The sequence below is a fragment of the Halomonas hibernica genome (assembly GCF_013183775.1).
Lineage (GTDB): Bacteria > Pseudomonadota > Gammaproteobacteria > Pseudomonadales > Halomonadaceae > Vreelandella > Vreelandella citrativorans.
The window spans coordinates 195716-211873 of sequence record NZ_VIFN01000001.1 but is presented as its reverse complement, the minus strand read 5'-3'; the positions used below and the strand labels follow the sequence as shown (position 1 = coordinate 211873).

The 16158-nt window shown below is 53.4% G+C and carries 15 protein-coding genes; 6 read left to right on the top strand and 9 right to left on the bottom strand.

Features of this window, described 5'->3' with window-relative positions:
- Positions 1–18 precede the first annotated feature (18 nt).
- Positions 19–1596 carry a methyl-accepting chemotaxis protein gene (locus FKN99_RS00995; protein WP_172116154.1) on the top strand — a complete coding sequence of 526 codons (1578 nt, stop codon included), beginning with the start codon at positions 19–21 and terminating at the stop codon, positions 1594–1596.
- A gap of 630 nt (positions 1597–2226) precedes the next feature.
- Here the strand turns inward: FKN99_RS00995 and FKN99_RS00990 are convergent.
- Positions 2227–3258 (bottom strand): OmpA family protein, encoded by a 1032-nt coding sequence (locus tag FKN99_RS00990; protein ID WP_172116153.1) that lies wholly within the window; start codon positions 3256–3258, stop codon positions 2227–2229.
- 107 nt (positions 3259–3365) lie between these two features.
- Between FKN99_RS00990 and FKN99_RS00985 the strand changes: the two genes are divergently transcribed.
- The 3 genes from FKN99_RS00985 to FKN99_RS00975 all read left to right on the top strand — a co-directional run bounded on the left by FKN99_RS00985 (position 3366) and on the right by FKN99_RS00975 (position 5808).
- The gene (locus tag FKN99_RS00985; protein WP_319643864.1) at positions 3366–4103 is read left to right on the top strand and encodes a hypothetical protein; all 738 of its coding nucleotides are present in this window, start codon (positions 3366–3368) and stop codon (positions 4101–4103) included.
- A gap of 4 nt (positions 4104–4107) precedes the next feature.
- Complete coding sequence (locus FKN99_RS00980) at positions 4108–4689, top strand: FlgO family outer membrane protein (RefSeq protein ID WP_172116152.1); 582 nt, start codon at positions 4108–4110, stop codon at positions 4687–4689.
- A gap of 99 nt (positions 4690–4788) precedes the next feature.
- Positions 4789–5808: a glycosyltransferase family 9 protein gene (locus tag FKN99_RS00975; RefSeq protein ID WP_172116151.1), complete on the top strand. Its 1020-nt coding sequence runs from the start codon at positions 4789–4791 to the stop codon at positions 5806–5808.
- Here the strand turns inward: FKN99_RS00975 and FKN99_RS00970 are convergent.
- Positions 5745–7028 (bottom strand): O-antigen ligase family protein, encoded by a 1284-nt coding sequence (locus FKN99_RS00970; RefSeq protein WP_172116150.1) that lies wholly within the window; start codon positions 7026–7028, stop codon positions 5745–5747. The genes FKN99_RS00975 and FKN99_RS00970 overlap by 64 nt on opposite strands.
- 621 nt (positions 7029–7649) lie before the next feature.
- On the opposite strand from FKN99_RS00970, the gene FKN99_RS00965 reads away from it, so the two are divergent.
- Together FKN99_RS00965 and FKN99_RS00960 are read left to right on the top strand one after the other, a co-directional pair.
- Positions 7650–7961 carry a type II toxin-antitoxin system HigB family toxin gene (locus FKN99_RS00965; RefSeq protein WP_172116149.1) on the top strand — a complete coding sequence of 104 codons (312 nt, stop codon included), beginning with the start codon at positions 7650–7652 and terminating at the stop codon, positions 7959–7961.
- On the top strand, positions 7961–8425 hold the full coding sequence (locus tag FKN99_RS00960; RefSeq protein ID WP_172116148.1) for a helix-turn-helix domain-containing protein: 465 nt from the start codon (positions 7961–7963) through the stop codon (positions 8423–8425). Before FKN99_RS00965 ends, FKN99_RS00960 begins: the two co-directional genes overlap by 1 nt.
- A 542-nt stretch (positions 8426–8967) precedes the next feature.
- Here FKN99_RS00960 and FKN99_RS00955 read toward each other — a convergent pair.
- From FKN99_RS00955 to FKN99_RS00925, 7 genes are all read right to left on the bottom strand, one after another.
- Positions 8968–10404, bottom strand: a complete 1437-nt coding sequence (locus tag FKN99_RS00955; protein ID WP_172116147.1) for an MBL fold metallo-hydrolase RNA specificity domain-containing protein — start codon at positions 10402–10404, stop codon at positions 8968–8970.
- 154 nt (positions 10405–10558) lie between these two features.
- Positions 10559–11110, bottom strand: a complete 552-nt coding sequence (gene rfbC, locus FKN99_RS00950) for a dTDP-4-dehydrorhamnose 3,5-epimerase (protein WP_172116146.1) — start codon at positions 11108–11110, stop codon at positions 10559–10561.
- The gene (gene rfbA, locus FKN99_RS00945) at positions 11110–11994 is read right to left on the bottom strand and encodes a glucose-1-phosphate thymidylyltransferase RfbA (RefSeq protein ID WP_172116145.1); all 885 of its coding nucleotides are present in this window, start codon (positions 11992–11994) and stop codon (positions 11110–11112) included. Before rfbA ends, rfbC begins: the two co-directional genes overlap by 1 nt.
- A gap of 31 nt (positions 11995–12025) precedes the next feature.
- Positions 12026–12961, bottom strand: a complete 936-nt coding sequence (gene rfbD / locus FKN99_RS00940; RefSeq protein WP_172116144.1) for a dTDP-4-dehydrorhamnose reductase — start codon at positions 12959–12961, stop codon at positions 12026–12028.
- Positions 12958–13311, bottom strand: coding sequence for a four helix bundle protein (locus tag FKN99_RS00935; RefSeq protein ID WP_172116143.1), 354 nt, complete (start codon positions 13309–13311; stop codon positions 12958–12960). The genes rfbD and FKN99_RS00935 overlap by 4 nt, the downstream gene beginning before the upstream one ends.
- Positions 13312–13353: 42 nt before the next feature.
- The gene (gene rfbB / locus FKN99_RS00930) at positions 13354–14412 is read right to left on the bottom strand and encodes a dTDP-glucose 4,6-dehydratase (protein ID WP_172116142.1); all 1059 of its coding nucleotides are present in this window, start codon (positions 14410–14412) and stop codon (positions 13354–13356) included.
- 335 nt (positions 14413–14747) lie between these two features.
- Positions 14748–16058, bottom strand: a complete 1311-nt coding sequence (locus tag FKN99_RS00925) for a DUF6056 family protein (protein ID WP_172116141.1) — start codon at positions 16056–16058, stop codon at positions 14748–14750.
- Positions 16059–16158 lie beyond the last annotated feature (100 nt).

Sequence of the window (16158 nt, the reverse complement as noted above, 5' to 3'; positions counted from 1 at the left end):
TGTGATAGGAAAATATTAATGCAAATAACAACAACACAAAAACTCTGGGGAACGCTGGGCATCATCTGGATCACCATGCTGCTGCTGGTGGGCTGGCTTGCCTGGGAAAATCGCCAAACGATCGAAAGCGAACGCCGCGACAGCATTCAGTACATCGTCGAAAGCGTGCATAACCAGATTGAAGTGTTACAAGAAAGGGTCGCCGCTGGCGAACTGAGCCTTGAAGAAGCGCAACAACGCGCTATCGATAATATGTCCAGTGTGAGCTTTGGCGCTGGCGAATATATTTTCTCTTTCAATGACGATTTAATTGTCATCTCCCACCCTAGCCGAACACCTGGCGATGATATGAGCCGCTATGAAGATGCCGGCGGCATGCTGCTGTATCCCGAACTGCTTCGCACAGCGCAAGCGGGAGGCGGCCACGTTGGCTACCATGCTCGCCGTGCCAATGGCGACGAGCAGCTACCTAAAATCAGCTATGTGGCCTACCTGCCTGAGTGGGAGTGGTCACTGGCAACCGGCGTTTATGTGGATGATATTAACGAAGCATTCATTGCCAACTTGCTGCATTCCATCATCATGCTGTTAATCATCGGCTTGCCGGCCACTCTGCTGATGGGCTGGGTCATTCGTGATGTTTCTCGCCGCCTGGGCGGAGACCCGCGTTATGCGGCAACGGTGGTGCGTTATATTGCGGATGGCGACCTTACCCGTAGTACTCAGCTTTCCAGCCGTGACCAAGCAAGCCTGCTTTATGATATTAATCGTATGCGGCAGACGTTAGCCGGAACGATTGGCGATATTCATCACGGTGCCGACCAGGTCAACAGTGGCGTTGAGCAAATTGTGGGCGTTAACGAAGAGCTTTCAACCCGCACCGAACAGCAGGCTGCCTCCCTTGCCGAAACAGCCTCCAGCATGGAAGAGCTCACCGCCACTGTAAAACAGAATGCTGACCATGCCGAGCATGCCCGCCAATTGGCCACGAACACGGCGAATAATGCCCAGCGCGGCAGCGACGCGATGACCACGGTGGTCAGTACCATGGCCACGATTAATGAAAGCTCGGCGGAAATGAGCAGTATCGTGAACACCATTGATGCCATCGCGTTTCAGACCAACATTTTGGCACTGAATGCCTCGGTGGAAGCAGCACGCGCAGGTGAACAGGGTCGTGGCTTTGCAGTGGTCGCCAATGAGGTACGTCAGCTTGCCAGCCGTTCAGCATCGGCCGCTCAGGAAATCAAAAAGCTGATTGAAAACTCCGGCGCTAAAGTCGCCGAAGGCAGCCAGCAAGTCCGCAATACCGGTGACATTATCAATAGCGTGGTCACCGATATCCAACAGCTCAGCACGCTGGTACAGGAGATATCCGCCGCCACCAGTGAACAGAGCAGCGGTATTGAGCAGGTCAACCTGGCCGTGACCCAGATGGACCAGATGACCCAACAAAACGCCGGGCTGGTGCAACAGAGTACTCATACCACCCAAAGGTTAGCGCAGCTTAGTACTCAACTGCGTCAGAAAGTTGCTCACTTCCGTGTAGATCAAAACGGCGAAGAAGCGCAAGCAGCCCTCCCGCAATACCACTAACAAGCACACAAGCCCCATTTGCTGGCTAAAGTGCTTATCAAGCTTCCGGGGATGGGCGAGCATTGCGGGGGGCCAGTTCATTAAGCCTCGGAGCTTGGCATATATTGTGGGAGCCCAGTTCCACTGGGCGAAGGAGGCCGGAGGCCTCCCGGGGTTGAACCACCCCCATCGCTGGCTGAAGCCTGCTCCCACAATGCTTATCAGGCCTTTTGGGCTGGGCAAATATTAAGAAAACCAATTTATTAATTCTGGAGGCCAGGCAAACATTATGGGAGCCCAGCTCACCAAGCCTTGAGGCCAGGTAAACATTGTGGGAGCTCAGTTCCACTGGGCGAAGGAGGCCACAGGCCTCCCGGGGTTGAACCAACCCCATCGCTGGCTGAAGCCTGCTCCTACAATGCTTATCAAGCCTTTTGGGCTGGGCAAATATTAAGAAAACCAATTCATGCAAGATTATAAAATGTGAGCCTTGTCAAAACGTTTAAGCTAACTTTAAACACTCGGCAAAACTTGGAAAAACCTACACTACAACTATACTGAAATTGTACTCGCTAGCAATTCCCCCTCCCCTGAGGCTAGCGAGCTACTTCGAGCCAAGCTCTTTTGCCCGCCCTCCCCCGGCGGGCCTTTTTACTCAATATGAATGACGACTTCGACGCGTCGATTGCGTGACCGCCCTTCTGGCGTGCTGTTATCTTCAAGCGGCTGAGTAGCGGCGAGCCCAACCGCTCTTAGGCGCTCAGGCGCAACGCCTTCCGCTTCTAGTGCTTCGACAATGGCAATGGCCCGTGCACTGGAGAGTGCCCAGTTTGAAGAAAACGCCTCGGTGCTAATACTCTGGCTGTCTGAGTGGCCCTCTACCCACACTTCCCCTTCGTATCGCTGAATGGTTTCCAGCAGGCTGCCGACCAGTGAGTTTCCTCCACTGGTGAGCTCCGCCGCAGCGGAAGGGAACAGCAGTTGATCCTGAACGCGCAAACTAATCCCTTCCGCTACCCGGGAAACCTCAACACCTTCCAGGTCGGGCAAATAGGGGGAAATATCAACCCGCTCGGCCAGGGAGGCTTGAAGCGCCTGGGCACTATTAACCGCCTCTATTGAAACTTCCTGAACATTAACCGGGGGGCGATCTGTCAGTAGCACCATATAATCGGCCAAGGGCGCCGCGAATGCCTCATCATCCACGCGCATTAACAATGTGGGCAGCACCACCGGCGGCATCCACGCTAACGGTTCATTAACCTCTTCAGACGGTAAAACCTCCACAGGGGCAAGAGCCAGCAGTGGCGGCGGCGCTTCGGGTGTAGCAGCAGGCCTGGCCCTACGATTAGGCAACCCGGCAACGCCCAGTGCCGCGCTCAGCGCATGAGGGTCCAGCCCTCGCCGCCATGCCTCAATGGTGCGCTGTTGCAGCGCATTTTCAATGGGCTCTGGAAGCGGTATTTCACGTGCAAGGTCCGGCGTTTGGGCCGCCTCCTCTGAGGATGCTTGAAACAGTTCAGGCGCTTTGGCACCCGCTGCTGCCACGATAATGACAAACAGCGCCACCAGCAGCGTCATAATATCGATGTAGCTAATCATCCATCCGCTACCACTTTCATCGGCAGGATAGGCGGACATTAGCGTATCATGGCGCGAGCCGCCGCGATGGTCTTCAAGCATGCGTGTTATCGCTCATTCAAGTTTTCAATCCCGTGGCCGATGGTTACCAAGCATGGTAAAACTAGACAAGTCTATCAAAGACCCTATGACACGATAAGGAACCTCTGGTGCAGAGCTGCTTAAGCCATTTACTAACGCCCCCATTATTCCGCATTGCCTGTGCAGGGTTTGCAAGCTTACTGCTAAGCGGCTGCTTCTATGCCAACACCTCGCAAGCCCCCATCGCCACCACCTATCCTTATACTGAGCAGCAACGTATGCAGGCCGCTCACCACTGGGAAGTACTGGCGCGCTATGAAACCAACCGCATTCTACAGCGTGAGCGCGTGCGTTTTCGGGATTTATATATCACCGAGCCTGACCACCAAAGCCTGAGTACGTATAGCGGCGGCGAATTTGAACGCGGTTTTCGCACGCTACTGACCAGCGAGCTCGTTTCGCGTGGCGCCAACCTCACTACGCTGCCAACGGCCAACACCGCCGATGTCCATATCGGCGTGGAAGTAGTTGAACACCGAGACCGGGGCTTTATTCGCCCGCCAGTCGGTACCTTTACAGCCCTGACAGCAGGCATTGCGGTCGCGACTATCCCCTATAACCACTGGGCAGAACCCGCGCTTGGATTAATACCCGCCGGGATTGCTGCCGACGCCGTTAGCGGTAGCTGGACCTCTACAGGCAATGAAGAGGTGATTATCACCATTCAGATAACCGACGATGAGCGTATTCTTTACTCCTCATCGAATATCTATTACATCAATGCAGGCGACCGCCGCCAATATGCGCCGCATCGCGTTCCGCAAGCACCGGCTGTCCCCTCTATCCCGGTAACAGGTACCTGGTAACGCCATGCATTTCATATCGTCGACATCACCGCATCCTCACCCGTTTCTAGCGGCTAGCCGCCTGTTATTGATGGGCCTTTTGCTGCTTTTCATAGCAGGCTGTGCCACGAACAGTGCTAACACGCGTCCGCCAGAGCCCGACCTCTCTGAACTGGCGCATAAAGCTGCTCAACAGATGGTGGCTGGCAACCCAGATATCACGCGCTACAACCCCATGATTGCCGCGACCTTTGTCAACATCGACAACCTCACGCAATCCTCCACGTTTGGGCGTATCAGTTCGGAAATCATGGCCTCGGCCCTTGTGCAGCAGGGTATGCAAGTGCGTGAAGTCAAAATGCGCCACAGCATGTTTATTGAGGAGAAAGTGGGCGAGTTGATTCTTTCTCGCGAGGTACAGAGCTTAAGCTCACAATATAATGCACGCTCTATTTTGATGGGCACCTATGCCCAAGGGCAGGATTATCTCTACGTAAGCACACGTGTCGTACGTTCAAGCGATGCCATGGTATTGGGCAGTGCAGATTTTCAAGTAAAGCTGGATAATAACATGCGTAGCTTGCTGGAAGGCCAAGGGGGCTGGTAAACGCGCCCATAGTGAACACTCACTATGGGCCACCTACTCAACTGCCCTGTATGTCTCACCGGCAATGTCGTTTTAATCGTTATTATCAGGCCCTGCAGTATGAAGATATGGAAAGATAAGTCAGGTTATTTCAAGAAAAAATCTCTACAGTGGGCCAACCAAACACGCCATGAGGATATCCAGCGTGTTTTAGTGATACGCCAATGTGCTTTCGGCGACTATATGGCGGCCCGTCCCTTCCTGGTTGAATTAAAAAGGGCCTTTCCTAACGCGCACGTGACGCTGGCAACCACCCGCAAATACCGCTATGCCGTGCCTGAAGACCTGGTCGATGACATTTTCATCCATGACACATCAACCGGCATTCAAGAACAGTACAAATCGCTTACAACGCTTGGTAAGTTCGATATTGTGTTTGACCTTGCGGATACTTCTCGCTCAAGGGCACTCACACTATTGAGCAGTGCGCATTTAAAAATGGGTTTTCCATATCGCCCCTGGTACAACCGCTGGCTGTATGATGTTACTCTGCCCCGCTCAAACTACCATTACGAAGCCGAGGTCTTACTCGACTTCTTAAGCGTATTCGGCAACCAGCCCTCGTACCCGCTCGATTTTGCGCTGCCCGCTCACTCCCCAAGCGAGAGCGCTCGCGCTATCTACTATTTCCCCTTCGCGTCTGGAACCAATAAATCTGTTCCACAGGACGTATGGAAGGCGCTTATGTTACGCGCTGCCTCACAGTTTCCTGATTATCAGCATATTTTGCTGGAAGGGGCCAACGAGAGTGAAAAAGGGGATTTCCTGCTCGCCGAGGCCTCGCAGCACGCCAACATTACGATCCAGCACAAACTTTCCCTAGATGAGCTGGCGCACACCATGGCCCAAGCAGATTTACTTGTTTGTGGCGATACGGGCGTAAGAAACCTGGCACTGGCCACGCACACGCCCACCTTAGGCATTTTTTATTCGACGCTGCCTTACCGCTATTGGCCCAGGTACGAGCCACAGCATACGTGTTTATTTAACCAGGATGGGCGCATCCCTGACGTTGATCAAATTCTTGAAGCGATGGCGTCATTCGTCGAGCCCGCCTGTTCAGTAAATGCCTTGGCATAAGCACGGTAGCTCCCCCATAACACGGCAAGCCAGAAGGCATAAAACATGGCCCCGCTGTTATGGGATAAAAACGCCTGAGACAGCCCGAAGTCAATGTACGCGACCGGCAATAACGTACCCGCCAGCGCCAAGGCTCTTACCTCAAGATGTGGATGCTGCAAGCCGGATGCAAACATTCGCATGGGCACCAGGTATAAAAAGAGCAACACAAATAGCCCTACCATGCCGCGCTTGGCAAAAGCATCAACAAATTCATTGTGGGCGTGGCCAAACTGCGTGGCGGCCATCGTGATATCGCCCTGCTGACCCAAGCGCACCATTTCTGCCTGGTAACCGGACTCCCCCCACCCAAGCACCGGGCGCTCATGAATCAGTGATGACGCCCCACGCCACATTTCAAAACGCAGGCCAAGCGATGTATCGCGCTCCGCCCCCGACACATACTGGTGAACATCGTTTATTCCCGCATGAACACGCTGCTGCACACCCGTTTGAGGCAACGCGTACATGGTGACGGCAATCGCCAATAACGCCCCGACAGCCGCTAGCTTGATACTTATACTCAGTTGACGCCCATAGCCGCGATATAGCACATAGCCCACCACCGGCAAGCCAATCCACCCGCCACGGCTTCCCGAAAGCAGTGATCCCAACATGCCAAGCAATGCACCTGCCAAGAGCATGCTCACCCACACCGAACGATAGCGCTGAACCATTGCCCAGCCCAGCCCCGCCAGGCACAACACGCCCATTAGCATACTCAAGTTGCCAAACTGAATAACGTGGAGATACCCCCCTGCGCGCTCAACGCCAATCATGGATTTCTGCCATAACGCCCAGCTACCCGCGCCCCCAGCACCTACCGCCATGCCCGCCCAAAGGCACGCCTGCCATGGAGGGAAACGTACTATCAAGAGCAACACAGGTATCGCTAATAAAAAGCGCATGGGTATATCAAACCCGCTGCTCCCCAAATCAACCACTGAAAGGCCACCCACCACACAGCCATAGAGCGCTAACGCCAGAATCACCCAACGGTCCGAGGCGCCAAGCGAATAAGGAGCGCGCTTGAACAGTAGCGTCGCACTCGCCAGCAGCAACAACGCCGCCCCGACCGAGTAACCCGTAGGTACCACAAGCGCCAGCGCACCCATTAAAAATACAGCAACACTTGTAAACGTGCGCAACGACTCAGCGCCAGGCAGTGGAGAACTCAGCATAACGGGAAAACCTAACCAGTACAGGAAGCCACAAATAGTACCATAGCCGCCCCACCGTCACCGAAATGAAGCCCTCAATGCCAAGCCTTAGAGACTTGTTGAACATTATGGGAGCAAGCTTTAGGCGAGCTTAACCTCGGGAGGCACCATAAACATTGTGGGAGCAGGCTTTAGCCAGCGATGGGGTTGAACCAACCCCGGGAGGCCTCCGGCCTCCTTCGCCCAGTGGAACTGGGCTCCCACAACGTTTACCCAGCCCCGAAGGTTTAATGGATTGGTTTTCCCTATATTTACCCAGTTCTGAGGCTTGGTGAATTAGACTTCCACACTATCTGCCCACTCCCCAAGGCCTGATAAACATTGTGGGAGCAGGCTTCAGCCAGCGATGGGGTTGAACCAACCCCAAAAGGCCTGGCAAACATTGTAGGAACAGGCTTTAGCCAGCGATGGGGTTGAACCAACCCTGGGAGGCCTGGTAAACATTGTGGGAGCAGGCTTCAGCCAGCGATGGGATTGAACCAACCCCGGGAGGCCTCCGGCCTCCTTCGCCCATAAAGAATGCTGGTTGACAAATAGGACACCGAGGACCAATATGGCATCAACTGGCAGCCAGGTAGATCAATGAGAGTTATATCAAGAGGGCCATTCGCTGACGCTATGGCCAAGTTTCCAAACGATGCTGCCGCAGTAGACAAAACCTACAAAGTATTGAGGTCATCCCGATTCAGTAGCCCAGAAAAAATGAAAGTCGTGTTCCCAAGCTTGGATAACTTCAAATACGTGGACAAATGGTGGGTGGTTGACATAGGGGGCAACAATCTTAGGCTTATTGCCTTTATAGACTTTGATAAACAACGGTTGTTTGCCAAGCACCTGGTGACTCATGCCGAGTACAACAAGCTGTGCAAAAAATACGCACAGGAGAAGAGATAATGAATGCAATTGCTATTATCCAACCCGCTGCCAAACTATTTAAAGAGGCGCCTTTCCTCGTGCGAATCCATAATCGCGCTGAGTACGAAGAAGCGCTGGCCCTGGTGGAAACGCTGCTAGACGAGGAAAATGAGGATAATGATTTTCTCATCGAGCGGCTTACCGATGTGATCGAGGAGTGGGAGGACACAGCTCATGAGTTCTCAGCCTTCAACGAGTCCATAGCGGCGCTGGATGGCGTGGATATGCTGAAATTCCTAATGGAGCAGAACGGCTTAGGCACTGCCGAACTTCCCGAAATCGGCAGCAAATCTTATGTTTCAAAAGTGCTTAATCGGAAACGCGACCTGACACGCCGCCATATCGAGGCACTATCAGCCCGATTTGGGGTCGAACCTGCTCTATTTTTAGCTGCTAAACAATGGTCTCCTGGGCAACGTAAACGCTCAAATAATCCGCACTAACGACACACAGCCGCACAGTGCCTGCCTCGGAGCGCCGTGATAAATAGTGTCGGGGCAGAGGGGGCCAACCCCGGGAGGCTTGGCAAACATTGTGGGAGCAGGCTTTAGCCAGCGATGGGGTTGAACCAACCCCGGGAGGCCTCCGGCCTCCTTCGCCCAGTGGAACTGGGCTCTCACAATATTTACCTAGCCCCGAAGGCTTAATGAATTGGTCTTCCTATATCTGCCCAATCCTGAGGCTTGATGAATTGGGCTCCCACACTATCTGCCCACACCCCAAGGCCTGATAAACATTGCAGGAGCAGGCCTTAGCCAGCGATGGGGTTGAACCAACCCCGGGAGGCCTTCGGCCTCCTTCGCCGACGTGTCGGACCACCAAGGGACTGGGCTCCCACAATGTTTATCCAGCCCCGGAGGCTTAATGAATTGGCTTTCCTATATCTGCCCAACCCTGAGGCTTGATGAATTGGGCTACCACACTATCTACCTACTCCCCAAGGCCTGATAAACATTGTGGGAGCAGGCTTTAGCCAGCGAAGAGGTTATTGAGGCTGGTTGGTAGGTAACGTAACGCGGATTGATTTACCGTGCTGAGCCGCCATGGCGTCAATCGCGGTTTTGAGCGCTTGTTTGGCCGGGGTGTCGCCATGAACAAGGCGCACTTCATGAGGCCAACGGGACATTTGCCTGATAAATGCCAGCAGGTCCGCCTGGTCGGCGTGGGCAGAGTATCCGCTGATGGTGGTCACACCGGCGCGAATATCAATCCGCTCGCCATCCAGCACGACCCAGCCGCCTTTAGCACCATAGCGTTGGATATCTCGGCCTGGCGTGCCTGCTCCCTGGTACCCCACAAACAGCACCTGGTGACGTGCATCACCCAGCATCGCTTTTAAGTAATTCATCACTCGCCCACCGGCACACATACCGCTCGCCGCAATCACCACGGCTGGCCGACCACTTTCGGCCAAATAACGGACCGTCTGCTCATGCGCTTCGTGGCTGTCTACGGTATAAAGCGCATCAAAATTAAGCGGATGCCGCCCAGCGCTTAATCGCGTTTGAGCTTCCTCATCCCAATAGGGTTTTAACGCCCGATACACGTGGGTGAACCGAGCCGCCAAGGGTGAATCCACAATAATCTCCAACGACTGCCAGAGCGCCTGGTCGGCCGCGTCGTGAATAATGCCCTCAAGCTCGTACAGCAGTTCCTGAGTGCGGCCAATGCTGAACGCAGGAATAATCACCGTGCCCTGGTTTTCAAGTGCCTGTTCAATCGCTCTTTTCAAAGTGTCGGCGCGCTCGCTCCGCCCTTCATGAAGCCTATCGCCGTAGGTCGCCTCCAACACCAATACATCGGCTTTTGAGGGCGACTCAGCAACCGGCAACAAGGGGGAATTAGCCGCGCCCAGGTCACCCGAAAATACGACGCTCTCCTCGTGGTGGGTAGCAGGATCACCCAGTGCCACCTCCACATAACAGGAACCCAAAATATGCCCGGCACGGCGCAGCCTTACGCGCATCGTTAGCGCGGCGTCCTCAACCACCGGATGCCACTGGCCATACTCAAGCGGGACAAGCTGATCAGAAACGCGGGCTAAAAACGCCTCGATCAACGCCTGGTCGCGGGTAAAGCCAATTTTCAGGGCATCCTCAATCACCAGTGGCAGCAGCTGTGCAGAAGGCACCGAGCAAATAATCGGCCCGGTAAACCCCGCCGCCAACAGATACGGTAGGCGCCCCACGTGGTCTATATGCACATGCGTGATTACCAGCGCTTGAACAGAAGCTACATCGAAATCAACGGTTAGCTGATCAAAGCGCTCACTGGCGGCGTCGTCTCCCTGAAACAGCCCGCAGTCCACCAGTAGCGAGCGCCCATCACCGGCATATAGCTGATGGCAGCTTCCGGTAACACCGCTTGCCCCACCGCGATGAACGAGCGTAGAAAGGGGTGTACTTAGCGTATCAAGTGCCATAAAACGCCCTACCGATGTAATTGGACCTACACCGTATAGCGAAACAAAACAAAAGTAAAATTAGTTAAAGTAAACTTAGCAAAAACGGCAAGCAAAAAATTGCCCGCCATAGCTCAAGCGCTATGGCGGGCAATGACACGTCACAAAGACCCAATTACTGCGGGTAAACCTCAGCGGCAGTGAATGCACTGCCTGCCTGATCTTTCTCTGACAATGCAAACTCTACCGGCAAAGTGGGCCACTGGATCGCAAGTTCCGGGTCATCAAAGCGGATACAGCGCTCAGACGCCGGATGATAATAATCCGTAGTCTTGTATAAAAAATCAGCCGTTTCGGAGAGCACCACAAACGCGTGACCAAAGCCTTCCGGCACCCACAGCTGGCGGCTGTTGTCAGCCGAAAGCTCAACCCCCACCCATTGGCCGAAGTGGGCCGAGTGTTTACGCAAATCAACCGCTACATCCCACACAGCGCCCTGCACCACCCGCACCAGCTTGCCCTGCGGCTGCTCTAATTGGTAATGGATGCCACGCAGTACCCCCTGGCGGGAACGCGAGTGGTTATCCTGCACAAATTCCCGTGTGCAGCCCGTGGCCTCTTCAAACGCCTTCTGGTTAAAGCTTTCCATAAAGAAGCCGCGTTCGTCGCCAAATACCTTGGGGGTTAGAATCACCACCCCGGGCAGGGATGTTTTCTCGACCTGCATTACTTGCCTCCTTTAGTGTCCAGGCGATGCAGTAGGTATTGGCCATAGCCGGTTTTGGCCAGCGCCGTCGCACTTTCACGCAGTGCGTCGTCGCTTAACCAACCGTGCTGCCAGGCGATCTCTTCCAGGCAAGCGACTTTCAAGCCCTGGCGGTGCTCAATGGTTTGCACGTACTGGCTGGCTTCCAACAGGCTGTCGTGGGTGCCGGTATCCAGCCATGCAAAGCCGCGCCCCAAGCGCTCAACACGCAGGTCGCCACGCTCAAGATACGCGTTATTGATGCTGGTAATTTCCAGTTCGCCGCGCTCTGAAGGTTTCACCTGGCGGGCAATCTCCACCACATCGTTGTCGTAGAAGTAAAGGCCGGTAACGGCATAGGGCGATTTGGGTTCAACAGGCTTCTCCTCAATGGAGACCGCCTTACCATCAGCATCAAATTCCACCACACCAAAGCGCTCTGGGTCTTTCACTAAATAACCAAACACCGTGGCGCCGCTTTGCTGCTCAGAAGCCCGCATCAGCTGCTCCGAGAAGTGCTGCCCATGAAAGATATTATCGCCCAGCACCAAACAGACAGGCGCATCGCCAATAAAATCTTCACCGATCAAAAACGCTTGTGCCAAACCATCCGGGCTTGGCTGCACCGCGTACTCAAAACGCACCCCAAACGCACTGCCATCGCCCAGCAGGTTTTCATACTGGGGCAGGTCTTCTGGCGTCGAGATAATCAGAATTTCCCGAATCCCGGCCAGCATCAATACCGAGACGGGATAATAAATCATCGGTTTATCGTAAATAGGCAGCAGCTGTTTTGAAACACCGCGTGTTATCGGGTGTAGCCGCGTACCGCTACCCCCCGCCAAAATAATACCTTTACGTTGCATCGTTTTTTGCTCCTTGCTCATGGCTTCGCGGTTAACGCGAGCGGGCTATTTCTTCCACGGTCAGTGCCAGCTGGCTTTGCCAATCCGGCAGCTGTACTGCTAGCGCTTTTTCCAGTTTATCAACGGCCAGCCGTGAGTTCAGCGGGCGTGCAGCGGGCGTCGGGTAATCCGTGGTTGGAATGGCCGAAACACCGTCAGATGTAATTGCCAACGGCAAACCACACTGTTTTGCCACCTTGAAAATTTCACAGGCAAAACCGTGCCAACTGGTTTCACCACGCGGTGCCAAATGATACACCCCACTTGCCAAGGCAGCACCTTCGCTTAACCACCGAATGAGTGCCTGCTGCGTTACCAGCGCGATCAAGCGTGCTGGTGTTGGCGCGCCCACCTGGTCGTTAATAATGCTTAACGCCGAGCGCTCTGCCCCCAGGCGCAGCATGGTCGACAAAAAGCTTTTGCCAAAGGCACTATAGACCCAACTGGTACGAAAGATCAGGTGCTGGCAGCCGCTATTCATCACCGCTTCGTCACCGGCAAGCTTGCTTGCGCCATAAGCGTTGCACGGCCCGGTAGCGTCGCTCTCCTGCCAGGGTGCACTGCCTTGGCCGGTGTAGACGTAATCAGAAGAGTAATGAATCAGCCATTTGGATGACTGCTGGCAGTATTCGGCCAGCTGAGCGGGCAGCGCCGCATTCAGGCGTTCAGCCATTGCCTGGTCGGATTCAGCGTTATCCACCGCCGTATAGGCCGCCGCATTAATCACCACATCGGGCTGATGGATTGCCAAGTACGCCGCCACCGCACCGGCATCAGAAAGGTCCAGCGCTGCTCGATCAGGGGCTAACACGTCACCCATTGTGGCAAGTTGACGGCGTAACTCGAACCCCACCTGGCCGTTACCGCCGGTCACAAGAATTGTGAGGGGTGAAGTGTGAGGGGGTAATAGTGAGCGTTCAGATATCATAATGAAGCCTTCAAGTGTTTAATGAGGCCGCCCAGCTGAGAAAATAGTGCGTTAATCGCCATTTCCAGAGCTGAAATATCAGCCGAATACCCTAGCCGTTGGGCAATTTGGCACTGCGTTTCAAGTTCACTGAGCGATCCTCGCGCTATGTGTAAAAACCTTAAGAAATCGCGCTTACTACCGCGTGCTGCCCCTTCCGCGATATTGCTTGGCACGGATACGGCTGCACGCTGCATTTGACTAGTAAGCCCGTACTGCTCAGTCAAAGGAAAGTTAGCGGTCATTGAGTAAATCAACACAACAAGATCCATGGCTTGTTGCCATGCACGAAGCTGTTGATGTTTTCTCACGAACTCTCTCCTCTCACCTTACAAGCGAAGCGCTTACACCCTTTACAAACTACCCAACCGCTCGCCCTGGTAGCTGCCATCCTGCACGCGCTGCCACCATGCGCGGTTATCAAGGTACCACTGAACGGTTTTACGCAGGCCGGTTTCAAAGGTTTCTTCTGGGCGCCAGCCCAGCTCGCGCTCGATTTTGTCGGCATCAATGGCATAGCGCAGGTCGTGGCCTGGGCGGTCTTGTACGAAGGTGATTAAATCGCGGTAGCTACGCTCAGCGGGCACCAGTTCCTGCAATAAATCACACAGCGTTTCAACCACCTCAAGGTTCGCCTTCTCGTTATGGCCCCCAATATTGTAGGTCTCGCCCACTACGCCCTCGGTCACGACCTTTACCAGCGCACGGGCGTGGTCTTCAACGTATAGCCAGTCGCGCACCTGCTGACCATTGCCATACACCGGCAGCGGCTTGCCCGCCAGGGCGTTCAAAATCATCAGCGGGATCAGTTTTTCAGGGAAGTGGTACGGCCCGTAGTTATTGGAGCAGTTGGTGACCAGTACCGGCAGGCCATAGGTGCGGTGCCAGGCACGCACCAGGTGGTCCGAGCTTGCCTTGCTGGCCGAATAGGGCGAGCTGGGCGCATACGGAGTTTCTTCGGTGAAGAGGTCTTCCGGGCCTTCCAGGTCGCCATACACCTCATCGGTCGAGATATGATGAAAACGAAACGCCGAGGCTTTTTCAGGCGCGCTTGCTTGCAAGCCTTTCCAGTAGTGGCGGGCCGCTTCTAACAGTGTGTAAGTACCCACTATGTTGGTTTGAATAAACGCCGCCGGGCCATCAATAGAGCGGTCTACGTGAGACTCTGCTGCCAGGTGCATCACTGCATCAGGCTGGTAGCGCTCGAAAATAGCCGCCATACGCGATGCATCACCAATATCGGCCTGCTCAAAAGCGTAGCGCTCGCTTTCTTCAATACCCGCAAGCGACTCTAAATTACCGGCATACGTTAGCGCGTCCACATTAACCACGCGGTGATCGGTCTGCTCTATCAAATAGCGGATTACCGCCGAACCGATAAACCCCGCACCACCTGTTACCAAAATATTCATATTCAAAAAATCACTTATAAGTTTATTGGGCACTCAGTGCTCACTTGGTAGAGGCGATTATAACGGTGCCGGGCTATCCCACTCCACACTAATGCGCCTGTTTCGGCACTTTTCATATCGCCTTCATTTTATAGAGATACCCGTGACATGCTCCAGCCCGATGGTGCCAAGCGGCTCCTATTCAAGCTGTATGAGACCCGCTTCGCGTAAAACAGGCAAGCAATAATTAACATGAAACGTATGTAGCTATGCGTGCTTAACACGCTCAAGCGTAGCGGCGCCATGAATTCTACAGCATCAATTGCCGCTATCCGATATTCTTGCCTCCCCACTGCTTAATTAGCCACGGTTAAATTACAGTTATAATAACGACTCATTAACGCTAAATTCTGTATATACCATGCGTCTCTATTATTAAAGTAACGATAAGAATAGTTCAGTTTTATCTGTTTTATGGGAAGCCCTTCTTCACAGCCAGGCTCCCCTGTATATTCAATAATATACCTTTCACGAGACGAAAACTCCTGAGAAACACCTTGGTATATTCGCCAAGTGTTCACACCAAAACCAAGTGAAGCGAGCAACGCTGCAAGCAGTATCCAGCGCCCAAAGGGTATACGCATACTGGCTTGATACGCCGCCTCAACCACGACAGCAAACATTAACAACCACGCCAACAAAAAAGCCCGAGGTTCTGTATAAGGTGCCATTATTAACGATCCAACTACCAAAACAGCAGGAACAACCGTTAAAAAAGTTCGTAGGTTGTAGCGTCTTTTATTGCCGCGATGCAAATAGATCAAATAGCCAAGGGCAAGTAACGAGCAAGCAAATAAAATACCTGATGTGCGAAAGAATACCGCGCAAACATCTAGCCCACGCTGTACAAAATACATAAGATCAGTGTGCTCAATACCAAATGCCTGACGATAATACGCACGCCGATATTGCGTTGACGGTGCTATTAGCAGTATTAGCCAGCCTGCCAGCATGGCGATAATGGGTAAAAATGCAGGCCATAGCTGCCTCCATCCTTTTGTCATTAGCAATGCAATAAGCATATAAATGACGACAGCTATCGGCACATTTTCAAACGATAATCCAGCCAGAAATCCAGCAACCGACACGCCACCCACGATACATTTGCGCGACACCCAGCGATGCATGTATTGGTCGTTACTATAGGCAAGCATACATACAAGATATAGCAGCATCGGATACAGATAAGCGGCGTTCGCCGTTTTCCAAAAAAAAACTTCCAGGCCGGGCCATAGTAAAAATATCAAACCAACTGCGATGAGACTTTTAACTTTTAGCCCCTGCTGTCCTGAGTAAACAGCGGCAGACAGCACAGAAAAACATAAAAAAGTGGCCACTGACGCCCACCAGAACCCCCACGTTGGCATATTCAGCCAAAAAATGGCCAGCTGCTCACCAAACCGTGCATTCCAGTCACTAATCTGCTCATGGCTTCGTTCTATTATCCACAAGAGCTGGTCATAAGCTCCCAGGGACTCGTCACCTTGCATAAAAGCAAAGTCTTCTCCCATAAAAGGCGCCAAAGCGAAATTAATACCGTAAAGCGCGACAGTAAACACTGCCAGGCAAGTCAATAACCATATCCATGGCCGAGAATAGTCATCCATTGATCGTTATCCATTAAATAGTCGAGATAGCCAATTCTGTGTTATTTGGCAGCTACCATCAGAGCAGCCCACAGGCGTGAGGCGTGCGCCCTAACCTACT

Excerpts from the sequence above, each read along its gene's own strand:
- rfbC (WP_172116146.1), bottom strand. The coding sequence starts at position 11,110 with ATGCAGGTCGAGAAAACATCCCTGCCCGGGGTGGTGATTCTAACCCCC.
- FKN99_RS00925 (WP_172116141.1), bottom strand. The coding sequence starts at position 16,058 with ATGGATGACTATTCTCGGCCATGGATATGGTTATTGACTTGCCTGGCA.
- FKN99_RS00955 (WP_172116147.1), bottom strand. The coding sequence starts at position 10,404 with ATGGCACTTGATACGCTAAGTACACCCCTTTCTACGCTCGTTCATCGC.
- FKN99_RS00970 (WP_172116150.1), bottom strand. The coding sequence starts at position 7,028 with ATGCTGAGTTCTCCACTGCCTGGCGCTGAGTCGTTGCGCACGTTTACA.
- FKN99_RS00990 (WP_172116153.1), bottom strand. The coding sequence starts at position 3,258 with ATGCTTGAAGACCATCGCGGCGGCTCGCGCCATGATACGCTAATGTCC.
- rfbA (WP_172116145.1), bottom strand. The coding sequence starts at position 11,994 with ATGCAACGTAAAGGTATTATTTTGGCGGGGGGTAGCGGTACGCGGCTA.
- rfbB (WP_172116142.1), bottom strand. The coding sequence starts at position 14,412 with ATGAATATTTTGGTAACAGGTGGTGCGGGGTTTATCGGTTCGGCGGTA.
- FKN99_RS00960 (WP_172116148.1), top strand. The coding sequence starts at position 7,961 with ATGAATGCAATTGCTATTATCCAACCCGCTGCCAAACTATTTAAAGAG.
- FKN99_RS00980 (WP_172116152.1), top strand. The coding sequence starts at position 4,108 with ATGCATTTCATATCGTCGACATCACCGCATCCTCACCCGTTTCTAGCG.
- rfbD (WP_172116144.1), bottom strand. The coding sequence starts at position 12,961 with ATGATATCTGAACGCTCACTATTACCCCCTCACACTTCACCCCTCACA.
- FKN99_RS00975 (WP_172116151.1), top strand. The coding sequence starts at position 4,789 with ATGAAGATATGGAAAGATAAGTCAGGTTATTTCAAGAAAAAATCTCTA.
- FKN99_RS00995 (WP_172116154.1), top strand. The coding sequence starts at position 19 with ATGCAAATAACAACAACACAAAAACTCTGGGGAACGCTGGGCATCATC.
- FKN99_RS00965 (WP_172116149.1), top strand. The coding sequence starts at position 7,650 with ATGAGAGTTATATCAAGAGGGCCATTCGCTGACGCTATGGCCAAGTTT.